The organism is Nocardia mikamii NBRC 108933, from assembly GCF_001613505.1.
Lineage (GTDB): Bacteria > Actinomycetota > Actinomycetes > Mycobacteriales > Mycobacteriaceae > Nocardia > Nocardia mikamii.
In genome coordinates, this window is sequence record NZ_BDCM01000002.1 from 192,886 (window position 1) to 215,355 (window position 22,470).

19 protein-coding genes are annotated in these 22,470 nt (G+C 68.5%); 5 read left to right on the forward strand and 14 right to left on the reverse strand.

The genetic code is table 11. The annotated features are described in order from the left end of the window. Window positions 1–41 precede the first annotated feature (41 nt). The 8 genes from NMI01S_RS01440 to NMI01S_RS36355 form a co-directional block, all read right to left on the reverse strand. Window positions 42–1,100: a DNA-directed RNA polymerase subunit alpha gene (locus tag NMI01S_RS01440; protein ID WP_062994216.1), complete on the reverse strand. Its 1,059-nt coding sequence runs from the start codon at window positions 1,098–1,100 to the stop codon at window positions 42–44. A gap of 102 nt (window positions 1,101–1,202) precedes the next feature. Further along, the gene (rpsD, locus tag NMI01S_RS01445; RefSeq protein ID WP_030513444.1) at window positions 1,203–1,808 is read right to left on the reverse strand and encodes a 30S ribosomal protein S4; all 606 of its coding nucleotides are present in this window, start codon (window positions 1,806–1,808) and stop codon (window positions 1,203–1,205) included. A 21-nt stretch (window positions 1,809–1,829) separates the two neighbouring features. Further along, window positions 1,830–2,243, reverse strand: coding sequence for a 30S ribosomal protein S11 (rpsK, locus tag NMI01S_RS01450; protein WP_025347281.1), 414 nt, complete (start codon window positions 2,241–2,243; stop codon window positions 1,830–1,832). 9 nt (window positions 2,244–2,252) lie between these two features. After that, on the reverse strand, window positions 2,253–2,624 hold the full coding sequence (gene rpsM, locus NMI01S_RS01455; protein ID WP_030513443.1) for a 30S ribosomal protein S13: 372 nt from the start codon (window positions 2,622–2,624) through the stop codon (window positions 2,253–2,255). Between the two features lie 223 nt (window positions 2,625–2,847). Further along, window positions 2,848–2,961, reverse strand: a complete 114-nt coding sequence (gene rpmJ / locus NMI01S_RS01460) for a 50S ribosomal protein L36 (protein ID WP_025347279.1) — start codon at window positions 2,959–2,961, stop codon at window positions 2,848–2,850. 168 nt (window positions 2,962–3,129) lie between these two features. Then, window positions 3,130–3,351: a translation initiation factor IF-1 gene (gene infA, locus NMI01S_RS01465; protein ID WP_003886926.1), complete on the reverse strand. Its 222-nt coding sequence runs from the start codon at window positions 3,349–3,351 to the stop codon at window positions 3,130–3,132. 241 nt (window positions 3,352–3,592) lie between these two features. Further along, entirely contained in the window at window positions 3,593–4,714 is a 1,122-nt protein-coding gene (locus NMI01S_RS01470) for an MFS transporter (RefSeq protein WP_245716661.1), read from the reverse strand. After that, window positions 4,708–4,860: a hypothetical protein gene (locus NMI01S_RS36355; protein ID WP_245716662.1), complete on the reverse strand. Its 153-nt coding sequence runs from the start codon at window positions 4,858–4,860 to the stop codon at window positions 4,708–4,710. The genes NMI01S_RS01470 and NMI01S_RS36355 overlap by 7 nt, the downstream gene beginning before the upstream one ends. Before the next feature lie 275 nt (window positions 4,861–5,135). Here NMI01S_RS36355 and NMI01S_RS36360 point away from each other — a divergent pair, with 275 nt between their 5' ends. Then, a complete protein-coding gene (locus NMI01S_RS36360) occupies window positions 5,136–8,195 on the forward strand; it encodes a nucleotide-binding protein (protein WP_369689895.1) in 3,060 nt (1,019 codons plus the stop codon). On the opposite strand, the gene NMI01S_RS01480 is transcribed toward NMI01S_RS36360, so the two are convergent. Beyond that, the gene (locus NMI01S_RS01480) at window positions 8,189–9,181 is read right to left on the reverse strand and encodes a GlxA family transcriptional regulator (RefSeq protein WP_062994217.1); all 993 of its coding nucleotides are present in this window, start codon (window positions 9,179–9,181) and stop codon (window positions 8,189–8,191) included. The two genes, NMI01S_RS36360 and NMI01S_RS01480, sit on opposite strands and share 7 nt — an antisense overlap. A 108-nt stretch (window positions 9,182–9,289) precedes the next feature. Between NMI01S_RS01480 and NMI01S_RS01485 the strand changes: the two genes are divergently transcribed. Next, complete coding sequence (locus tag NMI01S_RS01485; RefSeq protein WP_157125999.1) at window positions 9,290–9,799, forward strand: hypothetical protein; 510 nt, start codon at window positions 9,290–9,292, stop codon at window positions 9,797–9,799. Window positions 9,800–9,821: 22 nt separating this feature from the next. On the opposite strand, the gene NMI01S_RS01490 is transcribed toward NMI01S_RS01485, so the two are convergent. Beyond that, entirely contained in the window at window positions 9,822–10,343 is a 522-nt protein-coding gene (locus NMI01S_RS01490; protein WP_245716663.1) for a DUF4254 domain-containing protein, read from the reverse strand. 151 nt (window positions 10,344–10,494) lie between these two features. On the opposite strand from NMI01S_RS01490, the gene NMI01S_RS01495 reads away from it, so the two are divergent. Together NMI01S_RS01495 and NMI01S_RS01500 are read left to right on the forward strand one after the other, a co-directional pair. Further along, complete coding sequence (locus tag NMI01S_RS01495) at window positions 10,495–11,334, forward strand: GntR family transcriptional regulator (protein ID WP_062994219.1); 840 nt, start codon at window positions 10,495–10,497, stop codon at window positions 11,332–11,334. Then, window positions 11,331–11,915, forward strand: coding sequence for a GNAT family N-acetyltransferase (locus NMI01S_RS01500; RefSeq protein ID WP_062994220.1), 585 nt, complete (start codon window positions 11,331–11,333; stop codon window positions 11,913–11,915). The genes NMI01S_RS01495 and NMI01S_RS01500 overlap by 4 nt, the downstream gene beginning before the upstream one ends. 1 nt (window position 11,916) lies before the next feature. On the opposite strand, the gene eccCa is transcribed toward NMI01S_RS01500, so the two are convergent. From eccCa to eccD, 3 genes are read right to left on the reverse strand one after another with little or no spacing between them, the layout of a single operon-like run. After that, the gene (gene eccCa / locus NMI01S_RS01505; protein ID WP_062994221.1) at window positions 11,917–15,996 is read right to left on the reverse strand and encodes a type VII secretion protein EccCa; all 4,080 of its coding nucleotides are present in this window, start codon (window positions 15,994–15,996) and stop codon (window positions 11,917–11,919) included. A gap of 2 nt (window positions 15,997–15,998) precedes the next feature. Then, window positions 15,999–17,492 carry a type VII secretion-associated serine protease mycosin gene (gene mycP / locus NMI01S_RS01510; RefSeq protein ID WP_084512126.1) on the reverse strand — a complete coding sequence of 498 codons (1,494 nt, stop codon included), beginning with the start codon at window positions 17,490–17,492 and terminating at the stop codon, window positions 15,999–16,001. Window positions 17,493–17,499: 7 nt separating this feature from the next. Further along, on the reverse strand, window positions 17,500–18,969 hold the full coding sequence (eccD, locus tag NMI01S_RS01515; protein WP_062994223.1) for a type VII secretion integral membrane protein EccD: 1,470 nt from the start codon (window positions 18,967–18,969) through the stop codon (window positions 17,500–17,502). 129 nt (window positions 18,970–19,098) lie between these two features. On the opposite strand from eccD, the gene eccA reads away from it, so the two are divergent. Further along, entirely contained in the window at window positions 19,099–20,916 is a 1,818-nt protein-coding gene (gene eccA / locus NMI01S_RS01520; protein WP_062994224.1) for a type VII secretion AAA-ATPase EccA, read from the forward strand. Window positions 20,917–20,957: 41 nt separating this feature from the next. On the opposite strand, the gene eccB is transcribed toward eccA, so the two are convergent. Beyond that, window positions 20,958–22,469 carry a type VII secretion protein EccB gene (eccB, locus tag NMI01S_RS01525; protein WP_062994225.1) on the reverse strand — a complete coding sequence of 504 codons (1,512 nt, stop codon included), beginning with the start codon at window positions 22,467–22,469 and terminating at the stop codon, window positions 20,958–20,960. Window position 22,470: the final 1 nt, after the last annotated feature.

A 22,470-nucleotide genomic window follows, 5' to 3' on the forward strand; every position in this document is an offset into this window, starting at 1 on the left:
CTCCTTAGGAAAGGCCGAACGGGGCTGCCACCCCGGAAGGCCTAGAGCTGTTCGGTCTCGGCGTAGTCCTGCTCGCCGTTGTCTGCATCGCCGAAGGAGCCGCTGTCACTCCAGGTTCCGGTGGCGGCGTCGTAACCGACGACGCTCGACGGATCGAAGGAGGCCGGGCTGTCCTTCAACGACAGGCCGAGCGAATGCAGCTTGACCTTGACCTCGTCGATGGACTTCTGGCCGAAGTTGCGGATGTCCAGCAGATCCGATTCGGTCCGCGCAACCAGCTCGCCGACGGTGTGCACACCCTCGCGCTTGAGGCAGTTGTACGAGCGCACGGTGAGGTCCAGGTCCTCGATCGGCAGCGCGAACGAGGCGATGTGGTCCGCCTCGGCCGGGCTGGGCCCGATCTCGATACCCTCGGCCTCCACGTTCAGCTCACGCGCCAGGCCGAACAGCTCGACCAGGGTCTTACCGGCCGACGCCAGCGCATCCCGCGGGGAGATCGAGTTCTTGGTCTCGACGTCCAGGATGAGCCGGTCGAAGTCGGTGCGCTGCTCGACGCGGGTGGCCTCGACCTTGTAGGTCACCTTCAGCACCGGCGAGTAGATCGAATCCACCGGGATCCGGCCGATTTCCGCACCCGAGGCCTTGTTCTGCACGGCCGGGACGTAACCGCGACCGCGCTCGACGACGAGCTCGATCTCCAGCTTGCCCTTGTCGTTCAAGGTGGCGATGTGCATGTCCGGGTTGTGCACGGTCACACCGGCCGGGGGAACGATGTCACCGGCGGTGACGCTGCCCGGGCCCTGCTTGCGCACGTACATGGTGACCGGCTCGTCCTCTTCGGACGACACGACCAGGCCCTTGAGGTTCAGGATGATGTCGGTGACATCTTCCTTCACACCCGGGACGGTGGTGAACTCGTGCAGCACGCCGTCGATACGGATGCTGGTCACCGCGGCCCCCGGAATCGAGGACAGCAGGGTACGGCGCAGCGAATTGCCGAGGGTGTAACCGAAGCCCGGCTCGAGCGGTTCGATGGTGAACTTCGAGCGATTCTCGGCCAGAACCTCTTCGGCCAGTGTGGGTCGCTGTGAAATCAGCATGAGGATCTCCTCCTTCAGGGGCGCCCGCTATTTGACGCCCACGAACTGGGGTGTGGATGAGCACGTCGGGTACGGTGCTCACCCACCAGCAGCACGAACGGCTTACTTCGAGTAGTACTCGACGATGAGCTGTTCGTTCAGCGGCACATCGATCTGCGCGCGTTCCGGAAGCTGGTGGACCAGGATCCGCAGCCGGTTCGGAACGACCTGCAGCCAGCCCGGGATCGGGCGATCGCCCTGGGTCTCACGGGCGACCTGGAACGGCAGCGTCGGCAGCGACTTCTCCTTGACATCGATGATGTCGTACTGGGAGACCTGGAAGCTGGGGACGTCGACCTTGCGGTTGTTCACCAGGAAGTGGCCGTGCGAGACCAGCTGGCGGGCCTGGCGGCGGGTGCGCGCCAGACCGGCGCGGTACACGACGTTGTCCAGACGCGACTCGAGCAGCTGCAGCATGTTGTCGCCGGTCTTACCCTTGCGACGGTTCGCCTCTTCGTAGTAGCGGCGGAACTGCTTCTCCATGACACCGTAGGTGAAGCGGGCCTTCTGCTTCTCCTGCAGCTGGAGCAGGTACTCGCTCTCCTTGATCCGCGCGCGGCCGTGCTGGCCGGGCGGGTAGGGACGACGCTCGAACGCCTGGTCGCCTCCGACGAGGTCGACACGCAGACGACGCGACTTGCGGGTGATGGGGCCTGTATAACGAGCCATTTTTCGCTAAATCCTTTCCCGCTAGACGCGACGCCGCTTGGGCGGACGGCAGCCGTTGTGCGGCTGCGGGGTGACGTCGGAGATCGTGCCCACCTCGAGGCCGGCGGCCTGCAGCGAGCGGATCGCGGTCTCACGGCCCGAACCCGGACCCTTGACGAACACGTCGACCTTCTTGACGCCGTTCTCCTGCGCCTTGCGGGCGGCGTTCTCGGCGGCGAGCTGCGCGGCGAACGGGGTCGACTTACGCGAACCCTTGAAGCCGACGTGGCCCGACGACGCCCACGAGATCACGTTGCCCTCGGGGTCGGTGATCGAGACGATCGTGTTGTTGAACGTGGACTTGATGTGCGCGTGGCCGTGCGGAACGTTCTTCTTGTCCCGGCGACGCGCCTTCTGGGACTTCTTGGGGCCGGAGGCCCGACTCTTCGGAGGCATCGGTTATCCCTACTTCTTCTTGCCGGCGACGGTCTTCTTCGGACCCTTGCGCGTGCGCGCATTGGTCTTGGTCCGCTGTCCGCGCACCGGCAGGTGGCGGCGGTGGCGGATGCCCTGGTAGCAGCCGATCTCGATCTTGCGGCGGATGTCGGCCTGCACCTCACGGCGCAGGTCACCTTCGACCTTGAACTCCGACGCCTCGATGTAATCGCGCAACCGGGTGACGTCGTCGTCGCTGAGATCCTTCGACCGCAGGTCGGGGCTGACGCCGGTGGCGTCCAGGATCTCCTTGGCGCGGGTACGACCGATGCCGAAAATGTAGGTCAGCGCGATCTCCATGCGCTTCTCGCGCGGGAGATCGACGCCCATCAGACGTGCCATGTGGCAGCTTCCTTAACTGTTGCGGAGGTCTGCTCCCTGTCCGTCCCCTCGAATGGGGCCCCGGCCTCCGTTCCGGGGGTAGGTCGTCCGTCCGCTCTCCGCTCGTTTCCGAGGCGGCGAGCTCGCCGACGGCGACTGGCGCTGGGAGGTCTTCTTTTCTGTGCCAATCCGAACTGCGTTCGGTGCTTGGCTGGTGAACCCCTGCGTCGGGGTGCAGTCCAGGTCAGCCCTGACGCTGCTTGTGACGCAGGTTGTCGCAGATCACCATGACCCGGCCGTTACGGCGGATCACCTTGCACTTCTCGCAGATCTTCTTGACGCTCGGCTGAACCTTCACGTCCGTCCAATCTGGTTGTGGTTCACACAGGGGTGTGAACACAGGTGTTCCCCAGTCGTATGACTGGGGAAGTCTTTTGCCGCAGATCCCGAGGCCGGGGCCCCGAAATGCCACGAGAGCCCCGGAGCCGCGACTCCCGAACTCCTCCGGGGATCGCTCCCCGGAAACTCACTTGTAGCGGTAGACGATGCGACCGCGGGACAGGTCGTAGGGAGAAAGCTCCACGACCACGCGATCCTCGGGCAGGATGCGGATGTAGTGCTGACGCATCTTGCCGCTGATGTGCGCGAGAACCTTGTGACCGTTCTCCAGCTCGATGCGGAACATCGCATTCGGCAGTGGCTCGATAACTCGACCCTCGACCTCGATGGCCCCGTCTTTCTTCGCCATATCCTCCGCGATCCCGCTTGCGCTGAGACCCTGTGTGGTCCCAACTCTTCGGCTAGCTTGTCACTGCAGTTACCGGTGCACTCCAGTCGACCCGGTGCCATACTCTTCGTAGTCACGTGCGGACATGCAGTCACATGAACTACACGCATTCGCATGAACACAGACGTCGGGCAGGTGCACCGCCGACCAAGCTTACCCGTGTGCCCACGATCCGGCCAAATGCGGTCCCCTCGCGCCGTCGCTAGTGGTCGGCGAGCGGGCCGCGCCCGGTGAGCGGGCCCCACACCGCGATCAATCCCAGCATCAGCACCAGCGCGATCGTGATGACCGTGAACACCGTCCCCGGACCGTGGCTGTCCAGCAGCGGAAGCAGCAGGAACGGCTGGATGGCGGTGCTCAGTTTCGACAGAGAATAGGCCGTACCCGAGGCGGTGCCGCGCACGGTCGTGGGAAACGACTCCGGTAGATACGTGTGCAGGGCATTGGAGAAGACGTTGCTGGCCAGGGTGAACAGGCCGCCCGACAGCAGGATCAGCGGCACGCTCGCCGCGAATCCGAAGATCAGGCCGAACAGCGCCATCAGCGCGGCCGAGGCCATCACCAGATATTTGCGCTCGACGCGCTCGATCAGCGGGATCGACAGCAGCGAACCCAGCGGATAGCCGAGGTAGGTGACGGTCAGATAGCCGAGGGAGTTCACCACCGTGAACCCCTTGTGCTGCAACACCAGCACCGCCAGCGTGCCGAAGCCGTAGTAGCCGAAGACCTGCAGGATCATCACCGCGGAGAACAGCAGGGTGCGGCCGCGGTTGGCGCCGCGCAGGATTTCGGTGAACGCCACCTTCGCCCTGGTGGTCGCGGCCTTGTCGTGCTGGGCCTGCCAGTGCGGCGATTCGGGCATGTGCCGGCGGGCGACGAACACCAGCGCGGCGCCGAAGCCGCCGAAGACGAACAGCCAACGCCAGCCGTCGGTGCCGAACGGTTCCAGCGGAACCAGCCAGCGAGCCAGGAATCCGACGGTCGGCACCGCGCAGAAGCCGATGGTGTAGGCGATGGCGATCATCCGGCCGCGGACCTGCGGCGGCATCACCTCCGACAGGTAGGTATCGGAGACGGTCATCTCCGCGCCGATGCCGAGTCCGGCGAGCACGCGGGTCGCCATCAGGAACCAGACGTTGGGGCTGAACGCGCCGAGCAGGGTGAACCCGGCGTACACCCCGATATTGATCATGAACATCCGGCGGCGGCCGAACAGGTCCGAGAGCCTGCCGATGACCAGGGCGCCGAGGAATTGGCCGACGAAGGCCGAGGCGAGGATGCCGCTCAGCTGATAGGTCGACAGCGCGAGCTGCTGCTTCAGCACGCCGGTGATGGTCCGGCCAGGAACAGTTCGTAGAGATCGAAGAACAGGCCCAGGCCGACCAGGGCGACGAGCTTGCGATGGACCGGCCGGACGGGAAGTTCGTCCAACCGGGCCGCGCGGGGATCATCGCCCGCGGTGATTGCCATTTCGATACGCTCCCGACCTCGCAAATAAGGGGCAACCGAACCGCCGGCAGGCGGCGTGGCGCGGCGTCCGACCGGCTCGTCGGCTGTGGGTAGGACGCCCGTCACGGCCGATAGCCCTCGCGTAAACTACCGGCTGTCCAGGAAATCGGTCCAGCAGATCCCAGGGGGACACCCGTGAGCGTGCGCAGCGAGCGAATTACGGACGCAGCGCCCTCGAACCCGATCGGCGCGATCCTCGGCGAGGCCCCGGCCACGAACCGCGGTGAGGTACTGCCGTGAGTCGCAACAACAATGATCTGCCCATGCTGCCCCCGTGGCTGTCGGAGAGCGACGTCACGCAAACGGGGTACGAAGCGCCGGTCGAGAACCTTCCGCACGAGGAGTACATCCCGGAGGACAACGGTCCGCGGCGGTTGTTCTCCCGCAAATCCGACGACCGGGCGGAGTCCGACAAGAAGGAGTCCGACCGGAAGTGGCGGAAATCCCGCCGCAAGGACAAGACAGATGCCGAGCCGGCCGCCGGTGAGGGGTCACCGTCGTGGGGGCCGCCGGGAACCGCCGGGCCGCACGGCGATGCGCAGCCGGGGCCGGAATCGTTGCGCGGCAACGGTGTTCAGGGCTCCGAGCCGATGCCGTGGCAACAGCCGTCCGAGGGCTACGGTTCGGACGGCACCCAGGGTGTGATCCCGGCCGACTTCCGTGCGCAGCAACAGAATCAGTTCGCGCAGCCGCCGGCTCAGCAGGCGCAGGCGTGGAATTCGTCGCCATCCGCATCGTCCTCGGGCCACGACTTCGGCCGCCCGCCCGCTACCGCACAGCCGATTCCCGCTCCGGCGCCGCAGCAACCGCAGCCGACCACGCCAGGCCTGGACCAGGCGTCCGGCCCGCTTTCCTCCGCGCCGCTGTCCGGCGAGTTTCCGGCGGCACCGCCGCAGACTCCGGCCCGCCCGCCGATTCCGCCCGCACCGCAACATCTGTCGAACACTCCCCTTCCGGCCGCCGAAGGCGCGGATGCGGAGCTGACCGTGCGGGTGACCCGACGGCCCGACCTGCCGCCCCCGCCGCAGCAGTCGGCCCCGACTCCGCCGCCGCTGCCCGAGTGGCCTGACCCGACTCCCCCCGCCCGTTCCGGACCGCCGCCCCGGCTCGGCGTGCCGGAAGGGTACGAGGACGCGCCGTCGGTCCCGAACAACGCTGGCGCACAGGAGTCTTCACCGGCCGACACGCCTTTCGCGCCGACAGCAAACGCGCCCGGCCTGCCGCAGCAGGTGGCGGATGCCGGCCCCGCCTCGGCCGAGGTGCCGCCGACGGGAACCACTCCTCCCGTTCCGATGCACGGATCGGCTGCAAGTCCGTTCGGTTCGGGCCCGGTCGCGAGTGACCGGGCCGAGAACGTGGGCGGCGGGGCTTCCGGCGTCACCGAGGAGGCGCCCGCCTGGCTCGGCCGCGTGAGGGAACAGTCGGCCGCGCAGGCCGATTCCGCGCCCGCGCGCGACGACGCCGCCGAGGCCTCGGTCGCGCCGATCTCGGATTCGGGTGCGCCCGGCGAGACCGCCGTATCGAATACTTCCGGCGCGGACCTCCCCGCCGCAGCGGATGTGACGGGGAACGGTGGCGCCGGCACGTGGGATGCCTTCGCAACCGGCACTGCCCCGGTTCCGCACGGTGGCGCAGCTTCCGGACCGCGGTCTCTCCACCCGCCGACGGCGGGAACCCATGCCCCGGAGAGCGATTCGGGCGCGTCGTCGGTCGTCGGTGGTGTCGGCTTCTACGGCTCCGGGGACGCCGGTACCGGCGCCGGTTCGGCAGATCAGCAGTGGAGCGGGCGACATCGGCTCGACTCCGAGCGGGTGCCGGCTCAGGAACCTGTCGTGCGACCCGGACCGGATGCCGGTGCCGCGTGGAACGGACCGGATGCGCCGGCACCGCGGCCCGACACGCATCAGCAGCTGCCCGAAGGCACCGGTCCGCAGTACGGCGGGGCGCCGCAGGCATCGCAGTATCAGCAGCCGCCCGCTGCGGACTTCGGTACGCACACAGCACATTCCGGCCCGATGCCGCAGGCGCCGAATGCCGAATCCACGATGGTCGCCGGCTCCCAGGGCGGATCACAGCCTCGGATCCCACAGCCGGCTCCGGACGCCCAGTGGCACAGCGCGCCGCAACCGCCACCGGCGGTACCGGGTCCGGCGACCGGTCCCGAACAGCAGTGGGCCGCACGACAGGCCGATCAGTATTCCCAGCCGCAGCAGTACGCCCAGCCGAATCCGTATATGCCGGCGCAGCAGGCCGCTTCGCCCGCGCAGTATCAGCACGCCCCCACCCCGCAGGTCCATCAGCAGCAGGCGCAGTATCAGCAGTACCAGCAGGGTCAGCCGCCGCCGCAGTACCCACCGAACGGTGTGACGCCCTCGCTCGAGGATGTCCCGATGCGCCGGGCGAAGAAGGCCCCCGGATCGGGCTGGCGGCGCGCGGTGCACCACATGTCGGGCGGCGCCATCAATCCGGGTATGTCCGCGGAGGAGTTGCGCCTGCAGGAACTGGTGGCGCGCATCCGGCAGCCGGTGCGCGGCGATTACCGGATCGCCACCCTGTCCCTGAAGGGCGGTGTCGGCAAGACCACCACCACCATGGGCATCGGCTCGATCTTCGCCTCCATCCGCGGTGACCGCGTGATCGCCGTCGACGCCAACCCGGACTTCGGCACACTGTCGCAGCGGGTGCCGCTGCAGACCCGCTCCACGGTGCGGGACCTGTTGCTGGATCAGCAGATTCGCAGTTACGGCGACGTGCGCCGGCACACCTCGCAGGCCACCAGCCGGCTGGAAGTGCTGGCCAGCGAACGTGATCCCGCCGCGTCGGAATCGTTCAGCGAGGACGAGTACCGCCAGGTGCTGCGCGTGCTGCAGCGGTTCTACAACATCATCCTCACCGATTGCGGTACCGGACTGATGCATTCGGCGATGGCGGGCGTGCTGGATCTGGCGCATTCGCTGGTGCTGATCTCGTCGTCGGCGATCGACGGCGCCCGCAGCGCGGCGGCGACGCTGGACTGGCTCTCGCTGCACGGGCACGATCACCTCGTGCGCAATGCCGTCGTGGTGATCAACCTGCCGCGCGAGGGCTCACCGAATGTGGCGATTCAGCATCTGCGCGAATACTTCCTGGCCCGGTGCCGCGCCGTACACGTCATCCCCTACGATCCGCATCTGGCCGAGGGCGCCGAGATCGACCTGGCCCGGCTGCACAAGAACACCAAGCGTGCGCTGGTGGAACTGGCGGCGACGGTGGCCGACGATTTCGCCACCGACCATCGGCGGTTCGGCGGCTACTGAGCGCTGCGGTCCTGCCAGGCCATCGGGGTCGCCCGGACCTCGGCGATGCTGCGGCCGCGGCGACGGCGGAACAGTCCGCGCAGGGTGCCGGCGTTGAGATAGCCGACTCGCGCGGCGACCGTCTCCACGGTGGCATTGGTGGTGCGCAGCAGCCGGGTGGCGCGCTCGAGGCGGATGTCGTTCACGAAATCTCGTGGTGACATTCCGATTTCGGCCTGTGTCGCACGCTGCAGGCTGCGCACGGTGACACCGAGTTCGCGGGCGGCGTCGGTGATCAGGAATTGCTCGGCGATATGTCCGCGCACCCAGCGTTCGAAGGCCGCGACCAGTGAATTCCCGCGCGCGATCACCTGCGGAACGATGTAGTCGCGTTGCTCGCCTCCACTGCCGGCCAACAGCATCCGGGCCGCGCGTTCGGCTTGGGCGGGACTGCGACCGGCCACCGTGGCCAATGCGAGGTCGAGATGGGCCAGGGCCGCCGCCGCCGTCGCGATGTGACCGGAGCGGCACAGCACGCGTCCCTCGTCCAGGTCCACGTTCGGATAGCGGCGGCGGAAGGCCGGGCCGAGCCACCAGCTCGTCGTCGCGGGCAGCCCGTCGAGCACCCCGGCCTCGGCGAGGAAGAACGTTCCCGTGCACGCGGCCGCCAATGGTGTCCCCGCCAGGTGCGCCTGCGAAATACGTTCCAGCACCGGCAGGTTGGCGGGCGCGGCGATCAGGTCGACCACCGCGTCCGCATCCATCGCGAGTACGGCGGGCACGATGATCGGGCCGATGTCGCCGGGCACCTCGGCCAGCGGTGTGGTCGGGATCAGATGGCCGTGGCCGGAGCGGACGCTGCCGCCGAGCGCGACGGTGTGCACTCGCCATGGTTCGGGCTCCAGCTCGGGATCGCCGACGAGCGAGTTCGCCGTGTTGAAGACCTCCAGCACAGCGGCGAGACCGAGGTCACCGACACCGTCCACGACGAATACCGCTACATCCATGTCGCAAACAGTACTGAATGCGTCGGATACGACACTGATATTCCGCGCATCCGCCGCCTAGTGTTGGCGTATGACGATGTGGGCGAACAGAGGTGCACGATGCGCATCGTGAGCAGTGTGTGTCATCTCTTCGAATACGAGGTCACCGCGGCGGGGCCGTGCGCGGTCGCGCTGGATCCGGCGGCGGTGCGCACCCGGAAATTGTTCGTGGACTGCCTCGTCCTGCAGGTCGCGGTCGAGCCGGGTGATGCGGCGGCCCTTCCGGCGGCGGTCGAGGTCGTGAAAACCATTGCGGCACACGACGACGCCGGCTACATCGTGGTCGAAAGTGTGGCGCCGTGGGCGCGAAGCGACCGACGCGGGGCGCACGAGGACATACTCAGCGGCCTGGCGGATGCCCTGGACATCGTATCCGAGCTCACCGAGCGCTTGGAGGAACGCGGCGAGCTGGTCCATCTGATGCCGTTCGGCTGGAACACGATTCGCTTCACCGAACTGGCCGGTGGGTCGCGACCGCGACGGGTGACCCGGCTGAATCCCGCGCCGCTGCCGGCGGATCGGTCGCGGCACAGCCGCGCACCGCGGATGGCGGGCTCGTGCCGATCGCTGAGTTACTAGATCGCTGAGTTACCAGGCCGACTCACCAGGTCGGCAGGCGACGCCGTCCGGCGAGGACGTCACGCACCAGATCGTCGTAACCGTCGGCCAATTCGGCCAGGTGATGCCAGGCACCGTGCAGCACTTCGTCGTTCGCGTCGAGGGTCATCAACGCGTGGTGCGCGCGCACCGACGCCTCGGCCAGCCGGTCGATGACGGCGCCGATCGTTTCGGTGTGCAGGGTGGCGCCGGAGCTCTGCTGCGGGACGGCGCGGACGATCCAGTCGTCGATCGCCATCACCAATTCCATTCGCCGTCTGCCGATTTCGATCATCAGCGCGGAGTCCGGATCCGGGGTGGAACCGCCGCGGCCGAGCTGGCGTTCGAACAGCACCGCCAGGTCGCGCGCGAACCACAGGATCGGGCCGCCGATCACGCGGTGCCCCCGGCACGCGCGCAACAACAGATCCGAACTCGGTAGAACTTCGGTCGTCAGGAACTCGACCGCCGCCGGTGTGTGTGGTGTGTCGGGCAATGCCACGACCACCATCGGGGACGTCTCCAAACCAGCCACGTTGCCTCGCCGTCGTCGCCGTACAACCAATGGTCAGGACGTTCATTACAATAAACCTCTGAATGTGTGTGTCAAGGGTCACACTGCCCCGTCAACCAGCAGAGTAGACTTTCCTTCGTTGAAGGTACAACCGAGGAGCGAGATGGCCGCCGGTCCGAGGTACCAGCGAATCGCCGACGTCCTACGGGAGGCGATCCGCGACGGCACGTACAAACCTGGTGATCGCCTGCCCAGCCACAACGAGCTGGCCGACCAGATGCATGTCTCGATCACCACCGCGCGCAACGCGATTCAGGTGCTCGTCGCCGAGAACCTGCTGTTCACAGCGACTTCCCGGGGCACGATCGTGCGCAGCCAGGAGGTCCTGGAATCCGTGGTGACCAACCATATTCGACGCGACCGCCCCACCTCGGCACATGACATCTTCTCCGAGATCGCGCGCGCCGCCGGGCGGGAACCGGCCAAGCAGTTCAGCGCCCGGATGGAACCGGCCGGTGCGGAAGTCGCGCACTGGCTGGGTGTGCCGAAGGACTCCTGGGTCGTCTCGCGCACCGTGGTGCAGTACCTCGACAACGAACCGTGGTCGTGGGAGGTCAGCTACTACCCGCGCGACCTCGCCGAACTCACCGGAATCGATTCCCCGCACGACATTCCGGAGGGCACCACGCGGCGGCTGGCCGCACGCGGCTATCCCGAAACCGCCCATCGGGATACGGTCGTGGCCCGCCCGGCGAGTGCCGACGAGGCCGCCGTCCTGGGCGTCGGAGCCGGCACCATGCTGCTCGATCATCTGCGCATCGGCGCCAGCAGCAGCCGCATCATGCGGGTCACCCGCCAGCGGTCGCTGGCCGCCCGCAACCGGCTGGCCTACGAACTGGGTGACGACGAGGGCACCGCCCTGATCCGCAAAACCCTGGGGGCGCCGCATCCTCCGGGCAACTCCCACTCCTTCGGTAACTCACTGGTACCCGGATCACCATGAGCATCCGCATCCGCCAGGCCCGCTCGGCCGACCTCGGCAACATCTGCCGACTACGGCTCCAACGCACGGCCTGGCTTGCGGCACGCGGCTCGGACCAGTGGACCCGGCAGGGCCGAGGGCTGCCGATCGAGCGGTTCGCTCACGCGGTCGGCCGATCGGTCTCGGCCGGGGAGACCTGGGCCGCGGAGGTCGGCGGCGAATTCGCGGGAACCGTCACCGTGAACGATCGCGCGGATCCCGGGCTGTGGTCGCCCCGGGAGATCGCCGACGCGGTGATCGTGCACTACATGATCGTCGATCTGCGCTTCGCCGGATACGGTGTCGGCCGGGCACTGCTCGCCCACGCCGCCGGGCTGGCCTTTGTGCGGCAACGTCATTGGGTGCGATTGGACGCTTGGACCAGGAACACCGAGCTGCATCGGTACTACCGCGCGGCGGGATTCCGGCTGGCCCGCATCGCGAATCCGGCGGTCAGCGGTCCGTCGGCGGCGCTGTTCGAACGCCGCGCCGACAGCTGGGAGTTACCGGAACCGATCGTGCGGCGCCACCTGCTCGCGGACCGAGGCGATCCGGTGCCCTGACTCAGACCGGCGGCAGATAGCTCACCTGCACCATTTCGTTCTCGCGGGCACGGGACACGAGCGTGCCCCGGCCGGGTGCGAGCTTGGCAGACCGCACGTCGCCGAGCAGTTTGCCCTCGTCCTTGGGCGCCGACATCAGCAGCGCGTCGACCGAGAGGTCCTTCATCATGCCCAGCACCTTGTCGTACAGCGCCCGGGAGGCGCCGCCGGAGCGCCGTGCCACGATCAAGTGCATACCGATATCGCGGGCCTGCGGAATGAATTCCAGCAGCGGTTCGAGCGGATTGCCCGCACCGGTGGCGACCATGTCGTAGTCGTCGACCACGATGTAGATCTCCGGCCCGGTCCACCAGCTGCGATCCCGCAGCTGCTGCGGCGTGATGTCCGATCCCGGAATCCGTTGCCGCAGATAGGCGGCGACCTCCTTGATCATGTCGAACGACGTCTGCCCCGAGGTGGAATAACCGGCGAGCTGCTGGCCCTCCAGGACGCCGAGCATGGTGCGCCGGTAGTCGATCAGGATGACGCGCGCCTGTTCGGCCGTCGAATTCTCGGTGATGCCGAGCACGATGTTGCGCAGCAGCGTGGTCTTGCCGCACTCCACGTCGGCGAATGCCATCAGATGCGGCTGCGCGTCGAAATCCATGACCAGCGGCGCCAATTCGTTCTCGCCCAGACCGACCACGACCCGGGTGGCGCTGCATTCGATGCCGTGTTCCGCCGCCTCGGCGAGCACCTGTTCGCGCGGCACCCGCAGCGGCAGCATCCGGACCGCCGGCGCGCGCCGGTCGCCGTAAAGTTCGGCGAACTGGCCGCGCGCCAGCGCGATACCGTCGGAGAGAGTCGCCGGATCGGAGTTGGAGTCCAGTCGCGGCAGGGCGACCAGCATGTGCAGCTTCTCCGGGGTCAGACCGCGGCCGGGACGACCAACCGGAACCAGAACCGCTGTGCGCCGGTCCATTTCGGAGTCGCTCGGGTCGCCGAGGCGCAGTTCCAGCCGGGTGCCGACGAGATCCTTGACCGCCGGCCGGATCTCGCCCCAGCGGGTGGCGCCGATCATCAGGTGGATGCCGTAGGACAGGCCCTGTGCGGCCAGCGCGTTGAACGCCGGTTCCAGCACGTCGAATTCGGCACGGATGGTCGCCCAGCCGTCGACCACCAGGAAGACGTCACCGAACAGGTCTTGCGACAGCGGGTCCGACGCCCGCTCGGACGGACTCCGCTGCGCCAGTTCGGCCTTGCGGCGGCGGAACTCGTGGATCGACTCGATGCCCAGTTCGCGGAACCGCTCCTCGCGCTGATGCAGCAGGGTCACCATCTCGGCGACCGTGCGGCGCACTCGGTCGATGTCCATGCGCCCGGCCACCGAGCCGACGTGCGGAATATCGGCCAGGCCCGCCAGCGTGCCGCCACCGAAGTCCAGGCAATAGAACTGCACCTGCTCCGGCGTGTGGGTGGCCGCGGCCGCCATGATGATCGACCGCAAGGTGGTCGACTTACCCGACTGCGGACCGCCGACCACGGCCAGATTGCCCTGTCCCGCCGACAGATCCACGATCAGCACATCGCGGCGCTGTTCGTAGGGCTTGTCGATGACACCGATCGGCCACCACAGCCGGCCGTGGCGGTTCACCGGCGATCGCCAGTCCGGATCGGGCAGCAGCATGTCCACCGACGGTGATTCGTCCAGCGGCGGCAGCCACACCTCGTGCGCCGGGCGGCCGTGACCGCGCAACCGGTCCACCACCACGTTGAGCAGCGTCTTGGGCACTGCGTCGGCGGGTGCGCCGGGTGGCAGCTCGAGCTCCGCCTCGGGAGATCCGGGCGGCGGCGGAAGTTCGGGCCGGCCCAGCGGCCCGCGTGCCGGCGCCGCCACCGGCGTGCGCACCGGGACCGGCGCCGCGGTGAAGACCACCGGCTCCTGACCGCCGCCGCGTTGCCCGCCGCCGGTGCGGCCGGGCGCGTTCCCCGCGGGTGATTCGTACGCGCCGGAGACGTAGCAGGCGTTGAACCGCAGCGGGTCGTCGGCATCGCTCTTGAGGTAGCCCGAACCCGGCACACTCGGCAGGTGGTAGGCGTCGGTGATGCCGAGGACCGCGCGTGATTCGTTGGCGGAGAACGTGCGCAGGCCGATCCGGTAGGACAGATGGGAGTCGAGGCCGCGCAGTTTGTTCTCCTCGAGTCGCTGCGAGGCCAGCAGCAGGTGCACGCGCAGCGAGCGGCCCAAGCGGCCGATCATGACGAACAGATCCGCGAAATCCGGTTTCTGCGAGAGCAGTTCGGAGAACTCGTCGACGATGATGAACAGCGCGGGCAGTGGATCCAGCGCCGCGCCGGCCGCGCGGGCTCGCTCGTATTCGGTGACGTTGGCGAAGTTGCCGGCCGAGCGGAGCAGTTCCTGGCGCCGGGTCATCTCACCCGAGAGCGCGTCCTTCATACGATCGACGAGGGCGATCTCCTCCTCCAGGTTGGTGATCACCGCGGCGACGTGCGCGAGCGATTCCAGTCCGAGGAAGGTCGCGCCGCCCTTGAAGTCGACCAGCACCATGTTCAGCTGATCCGGCGAATGCGTCGTCACCATGGACAGCACCAGGGTGCGCAGGAATTCGGACTTACCCGAACCCGTTGCGCCGATGCACAATCCGTGCGGCCCCATACCGTTCTCGGCCGACTCCTTGATGTCGATCTCGACCGGCGTGCCGTCGGGTGTGATACCGATCGGCACCCGCAGCCGCTCGCGATCGTTGCGCGGGCGCCACACCGAGGCCGGATCGATCTGCGCGGCATCGGGAATCTTCAGCAGTTCCATCAGGCCGGGCACGGCTCGCGATTCGTCGCCGAGGCTCACGATCTGGGCCGCGGTGGCGACCCGGTAACGGGCCAGCGCCCGCGCCAGGGTCTGCGCTTCGGCGATGGTCACCGGGTCGGAGGTGGCGAACTGTTCCACACCCGCAGCGGATCTCGCGGCGACGGTACCGTCGGCGACCACCAGCTGCAGGCCACGGCGCACGGCGAGTCCGGCCTGCGGCGCGGTCAGGTCGAGGACGGTCACCGAATCCAGGCCGGCGTCGCTGACGATCCGCTCGGTTCCGCTGACGTAGCCGTCGTCGATGATCACCAGCAAGTGGATGCGCCCCGCGGTGGGCTGCGCGTTGCGCATGAACCGGCCGCGCTCGAGCAGTTCGGCCGCCATGGAGGTCTCCAGTTCGGCCAGCGACCGGTACATCATCCGCGCCGCCCCCATGCCGTCGCGGTCGACCGGATGTTGCAGGTGCGGAAGCCATTTCGCCCAGGCCCAGGCCTCGGCATCCGGGTCGGCGCAGATGATCGCGACCGCGGCGTGGTCGGGGCCGTGGAAGGTCACGTATTCCATCAGCATGGCGCGCACCAGCATGCGCGTCTCGTCCGGGCGGCCCTCGATGTTGATCGCCGGAAACGCCCGCAAGGACAGGGCCGTGGGCAGGCCGTGCACCACCGAATGGGTGCGCACGAAGCGGCGCAGTGCCACCGTGGACACCGGCTCGAGGTCCTCGAGCGGGCCGGTCTCCGGACGGGCCAGTTTGGTGGCCAGCCGGTGACTGCCGACACCGACGCGCACATGCCCGAAATCCGGGTCGTTGGGCCGGCGTTCCCACATCCGGCGGGTACCGGCCACCGCCCGCAGATCGGCCGGTTCCGGATGGCTCCAGATCAGCGACTGCAGCTGTGCGCCACCGGTTTTGCGGACATCGCGGCGGACCTGGTCGAGGTAGCGGAAGTAATCCTTGCGTTCCTCGTTCAGTTCGGCGGCGCGCTTGGGCCCGCCCGAGCCACGCATGCCCGCCATCATGCCGACCATCGACATCAGCATCATCATCGGGAACATCAGCATGAAGGGGTTGGCGAGCAGATTGCGCCCCATCATCACCATCATCGCGATCATGCCGACCACCGCGACCACCATGACCACGGGCATGAGCCGCATCAGCAGGGCGGGTGGCACCGGCCGCGGGATCTCCGGCGGGGCGGTCAGCGCTACCTCACCTCCCGGTGCCCGCGGCGGAGCGATCCGCGGTCGGCGCACGAATCCGTCGGTCGACATGCCTACTCTCCTCGAGCCGAGTCGGTCCCGGTGGGAGCCGGGGTGGCGGAAAGGTATCCGGCGGCCGGATCGTCGGCGGCCGGCTCGGGCCGCCTGCGCCGATACGGCAGGGCGGCGGCCCAGCCGACGGCCAGCAACGCCAGCAGCGCGCCCGAGCCGATGATCGCCACCCGGCGCGGCAGTGGGTCGGGACCGCGATCCGGGTCGGGCGGCGCGATGGCTCGCGGCACCTGCGCCGCCTGTCCGGGTGGCGGCGGCAGCTGCGCGGTGAGGGCCGCCAGCGGATCGATGAGCCCGAATCCGACCCGGTCGTCGCGGCCCGCACCCGGGTTGTGCGCGGTCCGCTCGATCCGGTCGATCACCTGCGCCGCGCTCAGATCGGGAAATCTGCTGCGCACCAGGGCCGCCAGGCCCGAGACGAACGCCGCCGAGAAGCTGGTGCCGTCGATGGTGAGCGGTCCCTCGTCGCCGTGTTCGGTGTCGACCAAGCCGGTTCCGCCCGGCTTGCTGTCGAGGGAGATGATCGAGCGGCCCGGCGCGGCGACGCCCACCCAGGGGCCGTGGATCGAGAACGGCGAGGTCGCTCCGTCCGGATCGGTCGAGGCGACCGACAGCACGTACGGGGAGAACCAGGCCGGGCTGATGACGGTGCGCACTCCGTTCCAGCCGCTGGTGTCGTTCTGGGCCGAGCAGGCCGCCTGGTCGAGATTGCCGGCCGCGGCGACCACCACGACATTGCGGTCGGCGGCGTATTTCACCGCCGCGCCCAGTGCGCCGTCGGCGGTTTCGGAACCCGCTGGGGTGCACGACACTTCGGAGATGTTGATCACGGTGGCGCCCATGTCGACCGCGCGCACCACGGCGGCGGCCATCGTCAGGACGTCACCGTATCCGCCGGCGGCGACCTTGCCGGTCTCGTCGTTGTTGCGGTTCTTCGCCTCGTACTGCAGGCTCAGCTGCCGGATGGCCAGGATCTGTGCCGCCGGGGCGACCCCGGAGAAGGCGTCGGAGGGGCTCGGACGCGCGGCGATCAATCCGGCGACCAGGGTGCCGTGGCCGTCACAATCCTCGGTGCCGTCGCCGGCGGTGACGAAGTCGCCACCGGGCTGCAGATCCGGCAGGCGCGGATGGCGGTTCACACCGGTATCGATCACAGCGACCTTCTGCCCGGCACCGCGACCGAACTTCCAGGCGCGGTCCAGGTCGAGAATCCGCTGCGGCAGTGGCGGATCCCGCGGAATCGCACCGGTCAGATACGGTTCGGCGCAGACCGCGCGCTTCTCGGTCGGGTCCGGCGGACCGTTCTTGGCGTTGACTGCCAGCGCCTGCCCGAGAGCGCCCTCGTCGATCGCCGGCGGGGCGACCGCGGTCGCGGGACCACCGCCGAGCAGCGATGCGCCGAGTACCACCGCGGCAGCGGCCACGCGCAGCCGGCGAGTAGCGCGGCGAACGAAACCCGCTGTCGGACAGATGTTTGCGTAGCGCAGCACAGCCATCGCCCGATCAGATGTTCCGCGCGGCCGAGTAGACGTCCATCAGCCACAGCGACAGCGGCACGATGGCGATGATCAGCAGGTACTCGAAGATCTCGATCGCCCGCCGCAGCACCGGCGACACATCCGCGCGGGGTCCGAGCACGCCGAAGGCGACCACCGCCGCGGCGACGATCAGCAACAGGCCGGCACCGACGGCGCGCCAATCCGCGTGCGTCACAGCGGCGCCGGCGATGACGGCGAGCGCCACCACGGTGCCGCCCGCGATCATCGTCGACGCCTGGGTGAGATCCGCGTACGCCCGGCCGCGCAGGCACAGCACCACCGCGGTGATCGCCGCCAGCGCCAGCCCCTGCCAGCGCGCCTCCCCCAGCGGATCGGCGCCCAGGATCGCTCCGAAACCCGCTGCGAGCGTGGCGCCCACGAGAATTCCGGACTGGTACTGGTTGGCCGCCCGGGCACGGCGCTCCAGTCCCGCCGCCGAGGGCAGTGCGGTCGCGCCGATTACACCGATGTCGGCGATCGTCGGGCGCGGTTCGTGATCGGTGGGGTCGATGGCGCCGCCGGCGGTCGGCACCGGGGGAACCGGCAGGCGCGCGGCGGCGACGGCCGCCCGGGGAGCCATCGTGATCAGCACCAGGCCGGCGATCAGCACGCCGACGGCGATCTTCGCGATGTCGAAGTCCCACACCATCCGTACGGCCGCGGCGGCCGCGAGCACCGCGGCGCCGGTGACCACCGCGGCGACCACGAGTGATCCCGCGCGGGTCATCGAATACAGTGCCAGCGCCACGACCAGTACCGCCACCGCCGAGAACAGCAGGTGTGGCGACCCCACCCATCCCGGGGTGAGCAGGCCCGCGCTCGCGCCCAGCAGCGCAATCGCGAACAGCGACAACACGATCGCGGTCGTGCGCTCGGCCGGATAGCGACGTGCGACGATCACGGCGGCGCCGGCGGCGAGCACACCCGCACCCAGTGCGATGAATCCGTTCCCGATGCCGGTGCCCTTGCCGGACACCAGAACCGCTACGGCGACGAGTACCGCGATCAGCCCGGAGCCCAGTCCCATTCGCCGCGCCGCCGTCGGTGACCAGGCGTCTCCCGATTCCGCGGTGAGCCGCGAGACGGCGTCGATCACATCGTCGAAGAGTGCGGGCGCCTCCTTGGCGGTCACCGAGCGCAACACCAGCAACTCACCGTCGAAAACCTCAGCGTCGGTGAGAGATTGGTGCGGCGGGATGGGGTCGCGGCCGATCCGCGCCAGCGTCCAGTGCTGTGCGCGCACGGGCGCGCCCTCGTCGTGTTCGGTCAGGTCGGGATTGCGGGAATCGATCAGCTCGACCAGGTCGGTGATGTACGCCGCGACCGGCACGGTCGCGGGCAGGCCCACATCGAGTTGAGTATTTCCGCCGATCACCGACACTCGGCACAATTCCGGGTCAACGGCCCCCACGCCGCTGCTCGACGACTCGGTCACGGATTACAGAACTCCCTACGATTTTCGTCGCTGTATTGCGACGTTCCAAACTTAACCGAGATCGGCTGTCACGGCAGCCGGTATGCTGAGCGAGAATTAGCACATTCACGCGTTTAGGGGACTGTCCGTATGACCGGCAACCGCCAAGCACAACGCGCCTTCGATGCCGGCGTATTGTCATTGGGTATCGCTATCGACGGCCAGGAATCCACGCCCGATCTCGAATATGCGAAGCTCGCATTCCAGCGCGCCACCGAATGGGATCCGGGCATGTGCGACGCCTGGCTGGGCCGGGCCGCGGCCGGGGAGATCACCCCCGAGGTGGTGTTCAACCTCTACAAGACCAGCGGCTCCACCCTCTACCGCGAGCAGCGCCGGCTCGGCCTGGCGCCGCGGCAGCTGGCGGGCCGGTTCGTGGTGGGTCAGTACATCGACTATCCGCTGGCCGGGTACACCGAGATCTGGCTGGCGCAGGCGACCCAGCTCATCTCCGCCGGGGATTACGACGAGGCCGAGCAGGTGCTCGACGAGCTGGCCCGGCATCGCGCGGGCCTGCTGTCACAGCCCGATCAGGACCTCGACGACCGGATCTGCCAGTACGTTCGCGGCCTGCTGCACTACACGACGCAGCGCTGGCCGGACGTGATGACGGTGCTGGCCGGTTCGGCGGACTGGCAGGACTCCTACCTGGCCGCGGGCGCGCACGTCATGGTGGGCACGGCCTGTGCCCAACTCGGCCTGTTCGGCGAGGCGATCCGCCGGATGGAGGCCGCCGAGAACGGCCCGATTCCGGCCGCCGCCACCACCGCCCGGTTCTGCCGCGGGTTGTGCCTGCGCGAGATGGGCCGCGAGGACGAGGCCCAGGCCCTGTTCGAGAAGGTGTTCTCCGAGGCGCCGGACTTCGCCGCGAACACGCAGGCCATGCGCGATCGCAAGTACCGCCTCACGGTGACCTCGAAGGAGCTGATCGACGCGCGCACCGACCGCTGGGATCCGGCCTCGGCGCCCACCGCCGAACAGGTCGAGACCGAGGAGCGCGGCGACCGGGCCAAGCGCCTGCTCGAGGTCGCCCGCGCGGAGCTGGACGAGCAGATCGGCCTGGCCGCGGTGAAAACTCAGGTGGCGAAACTCCAGGCCACCGCGCAATTGGCGAAAATCCGAGCCGAGAAAGGTATGTCCAGCGCGCCACGCGGACAACACCTTGCGTTCACCGGCCCGCCAGGAACCGGTAAGACGACGATTGCCCGAGTGGTGGCAAAAATTTACTGTGGGTTGGGTTTGTTGAAAACCGATCGACTGGTAGAGGTAAAGCGTTCGGATTTCGTCGGTGAACATTTGGGAAGCACCGCGATAAAAACGAATAAATTGATCGATTCCGCGATGGACGGAGTGCTGTTCGTCGACGAGGCGTACACGCTCATTCAGACCGGTCTGTCCGGTGGTGACGCGTTCGGCCGCGAGGCGGTGGACACCCTGCTGGCCCGGATGGAGAACGACCGGGATCGGCTGATCGTCATCATCGCGGGGTACGACGGCGAGATCGACCGGTTCCTCGCCTCCAACGACGGCCTGGCGTCCCGCTTCGCCAAGCGCGTCAAGTTCGATTCCTACACACCCGAGGAACTCGGCCGGATCGGTCAGTTCATTGCGAGCAAACGGGATTCGGAGGTTTCCGAGGATGCGCTGGAACTCCTGCAGGCCGCGTGCCGGGAGCTCTACGAGCGCCAGGTGGTGGACCAGAGCGGCGAGCAGCGACGCGCGGTGGACCTCGCCGGTAACGGCCGGTTCATCCGCAATGTGATCGAGGCGGCCGAGGAGGAGCGCGAATTCCGGTTGGCCACCGACGAATCCATCGATCTGTCGGCGGTGGACGAGACCGTGCTCATGCGGATCGAGGGCGCCGACATGGCCAAGGCACTGGAAGGTGTGCTCGGCGGACTGCGCTGAGCCGCAGGGCGACCGGTCGCCCTGCCGGGCGGCCGGGGCGATCAGTTGTTCTTGCCCGGCGGTGGGATCGGCCGGGCACAGGCCATGGCGCTCGGGCCCGCGTCCGGGCACTGCGGCAGGCTGTCGTGACTCATCAGCGCGTCCTGCCGGGTCAACGCCGGGCCCGCCGACAAGGCCTCCACGATCGGCTTCGGCGCCGGCTTCGGAGTCTTCGGCATTCCGAGGACCTTGGCGGTGTCGGCATCCGGGATGCCGTATCGAATCCCGTTGTCGCCCACATAGAACAGCGGCCCGTTGCTCACCGCCCCCGGCTCCGCGCCGACCGACCGCACGAACTCCCCCGTGCCCGGGCGCAGATAGACGCCGTCGATCCGATCGCCGGCGCCGTCCGCGGTCGCCGGGACGACCGGCTCCGCATCCGCGGCCAGGGGCAGCGCGCGGCCGGCCAGCAGCGTCACCGTGGCGCGCGGGTCGTCGGCGGCACGGGTCCACGACAGGCAGGCCACCGGATCCGCGTCGGGTGCGAGTACGGTCGGAACCTGCTGCGGGAAATCGTCGATCGGCAGCCGGTGCAGCACCGGAATACCGACGATGCGGTCCGGCGGGACGGTCGAGATCTCGTTCATACCTTGCGAATTCGCGTCACGGATCAGGCCCGCGGCGAACGGCGTGATCCGTTGCACGCCGTCGGCGAGGACCACGTACAACTCGTCGGCGTCCACGCCGTGGACCCTGATCACACCGCCTACCGGCACATCGGACAGCTTGCCCGGGCCTGGTGCGCCGTGCCCGGCGATCTCCGGAACCGACAGCGGCGGAACAGGTTCGGTGGCGTCGAGCAACGCGCCGCCGATCGGGCGCGGGCGCTGATCCCGCAATCCGAGCGAGCGGACCAGAACGGAATCGCCGGGATCGATCTCGGCCCGCTTACCGTCGTAGACGAGGAACGTCTTGCCGCCGTGGGTGGCCAGCAGCGCCTGATCCGCGCGCACCGGCACCGCGTGGGTGCCGCCGGCCGGATTGTCCAGCGGCCCGGCGATCACCGTGGTGAGCGGACCGGTCGCGGCGGCGCCGCCCCCCGTCGAGGACGGCAGCAGGTTGTCACACATCGTCCAGGTGGACCGCCGGGGATCGCCCGATCCGGACAGTGCACCGGGCGCGCCGGGAATGCCCAGCAGCGGACCGCGCGGCTGCGTCAGTTTGCTGTCCTTGACCGAGGCCGGGGAGGCGGCGGCGCCGGTGATCAGCCGCGCCGAGGCCAGGTTGAGCACCGGATGCAGCGTTCCGTCCACGAGAACGTAGAGCGCGCCGGAGTCCTTGCCCATCACGATCTTCGAGTCACCCACGGATCCCTGCGGGTGCAGGAAGGCCAGGATCGCGGCGCCGGCCACACCCAGCAGGCCCAGTACCGCGCCGATCACCAGCGAGCGGAACTGGGTACGCATGGGGTCGTGCAACATCCGCACGTCGCGCCGCACCAGGGCGTGTTCGTAGCGCTTGAGCAGGAACCGGTAACCGTTGACTTGGGCACGGGTGGTCAACTGCGCCGGCACA

Coding starts and splice junctions, on each gene's coding strand:
- NMI01S_RS01500 (WP_062994220.1), top strand. CDS start 11,331: ATGAGCATCCGCATCCGCCAGGCCCGCTCGGCCGACCTCGGCAACATC.
- rpsK (WP_025347281.1), bottom strand. CDS start 2,243: ATGCCTCCGAAGAGTCGGGCCTCCGGCCCCAAGAAGTCCCAGAAGGCG.
- mycP (WP_084512126.1), bottom strand. CDS start 17,492: ATGGCTGTGCTGCGCTACGCAAACATCTGTCCGACAGCGGGTTTCGTT.
- rpsD (WP_030513444.1), bottom strand. CDS start 1,808: ATGGCTCGTTATACAGGCCCCATCACCCGCAAGTCGCGTCGTCTGCGT.
- eccA (WP_062994224.1), top strand. CDS start 19,099: ATGACCGGCAACCGCCAAGCACAACGCGCCTTCGATGCCGGCGTATTG.
- NMI01S_RS01440 (WP_062994216.1), bottom strand. CDS start 1,100: ATGCTGATTTCACAGCGACCCACACTGGCCGAAGAGGTTCTGGCCGAG.
- NMI01S_RS01495 (WP_062994219.1), top strand. CDS start 10,495: ATGGCCGCCGGTCCGAGGTACCAGCGAATCGCCGACGTCCTACGGGAG.
- rpsM (WP_030513443.1), bottom strand. CDS start 2,624: ATGGCACGTCTGATGGGCGTCGATCTCCCGCGCGAGAAGCGCATGGAG.
- infA (WP_003886926.1), bottom strand. CDS start 3,351: ATGGCGAAGAAAGACGGGGCCATCGAGGTCGAGGGTCGAGTTATCGAG.
- NMI01S_RS01480 (WP_062994217.1), bottom strand. CDS start 9,181: ATGGATGTAGCGGTATTCGTCGTGGACGGTGTCGGTGACCTCGGTCTC.
- NMI01S_RS36355 (WP_245716662.1), bottom strand. CDS start 4,860: ATGGCAATCACCGCGGGCGATGATCCCCGCGCGGCCCGGTTGGACGAA.
- eccCa (WP_062994221.1), bottom strand. CDS start 15,996: ATGTCGACCGACGGATTCGTGCGCCGACCGCGGATCGCTCCGCCGCGG.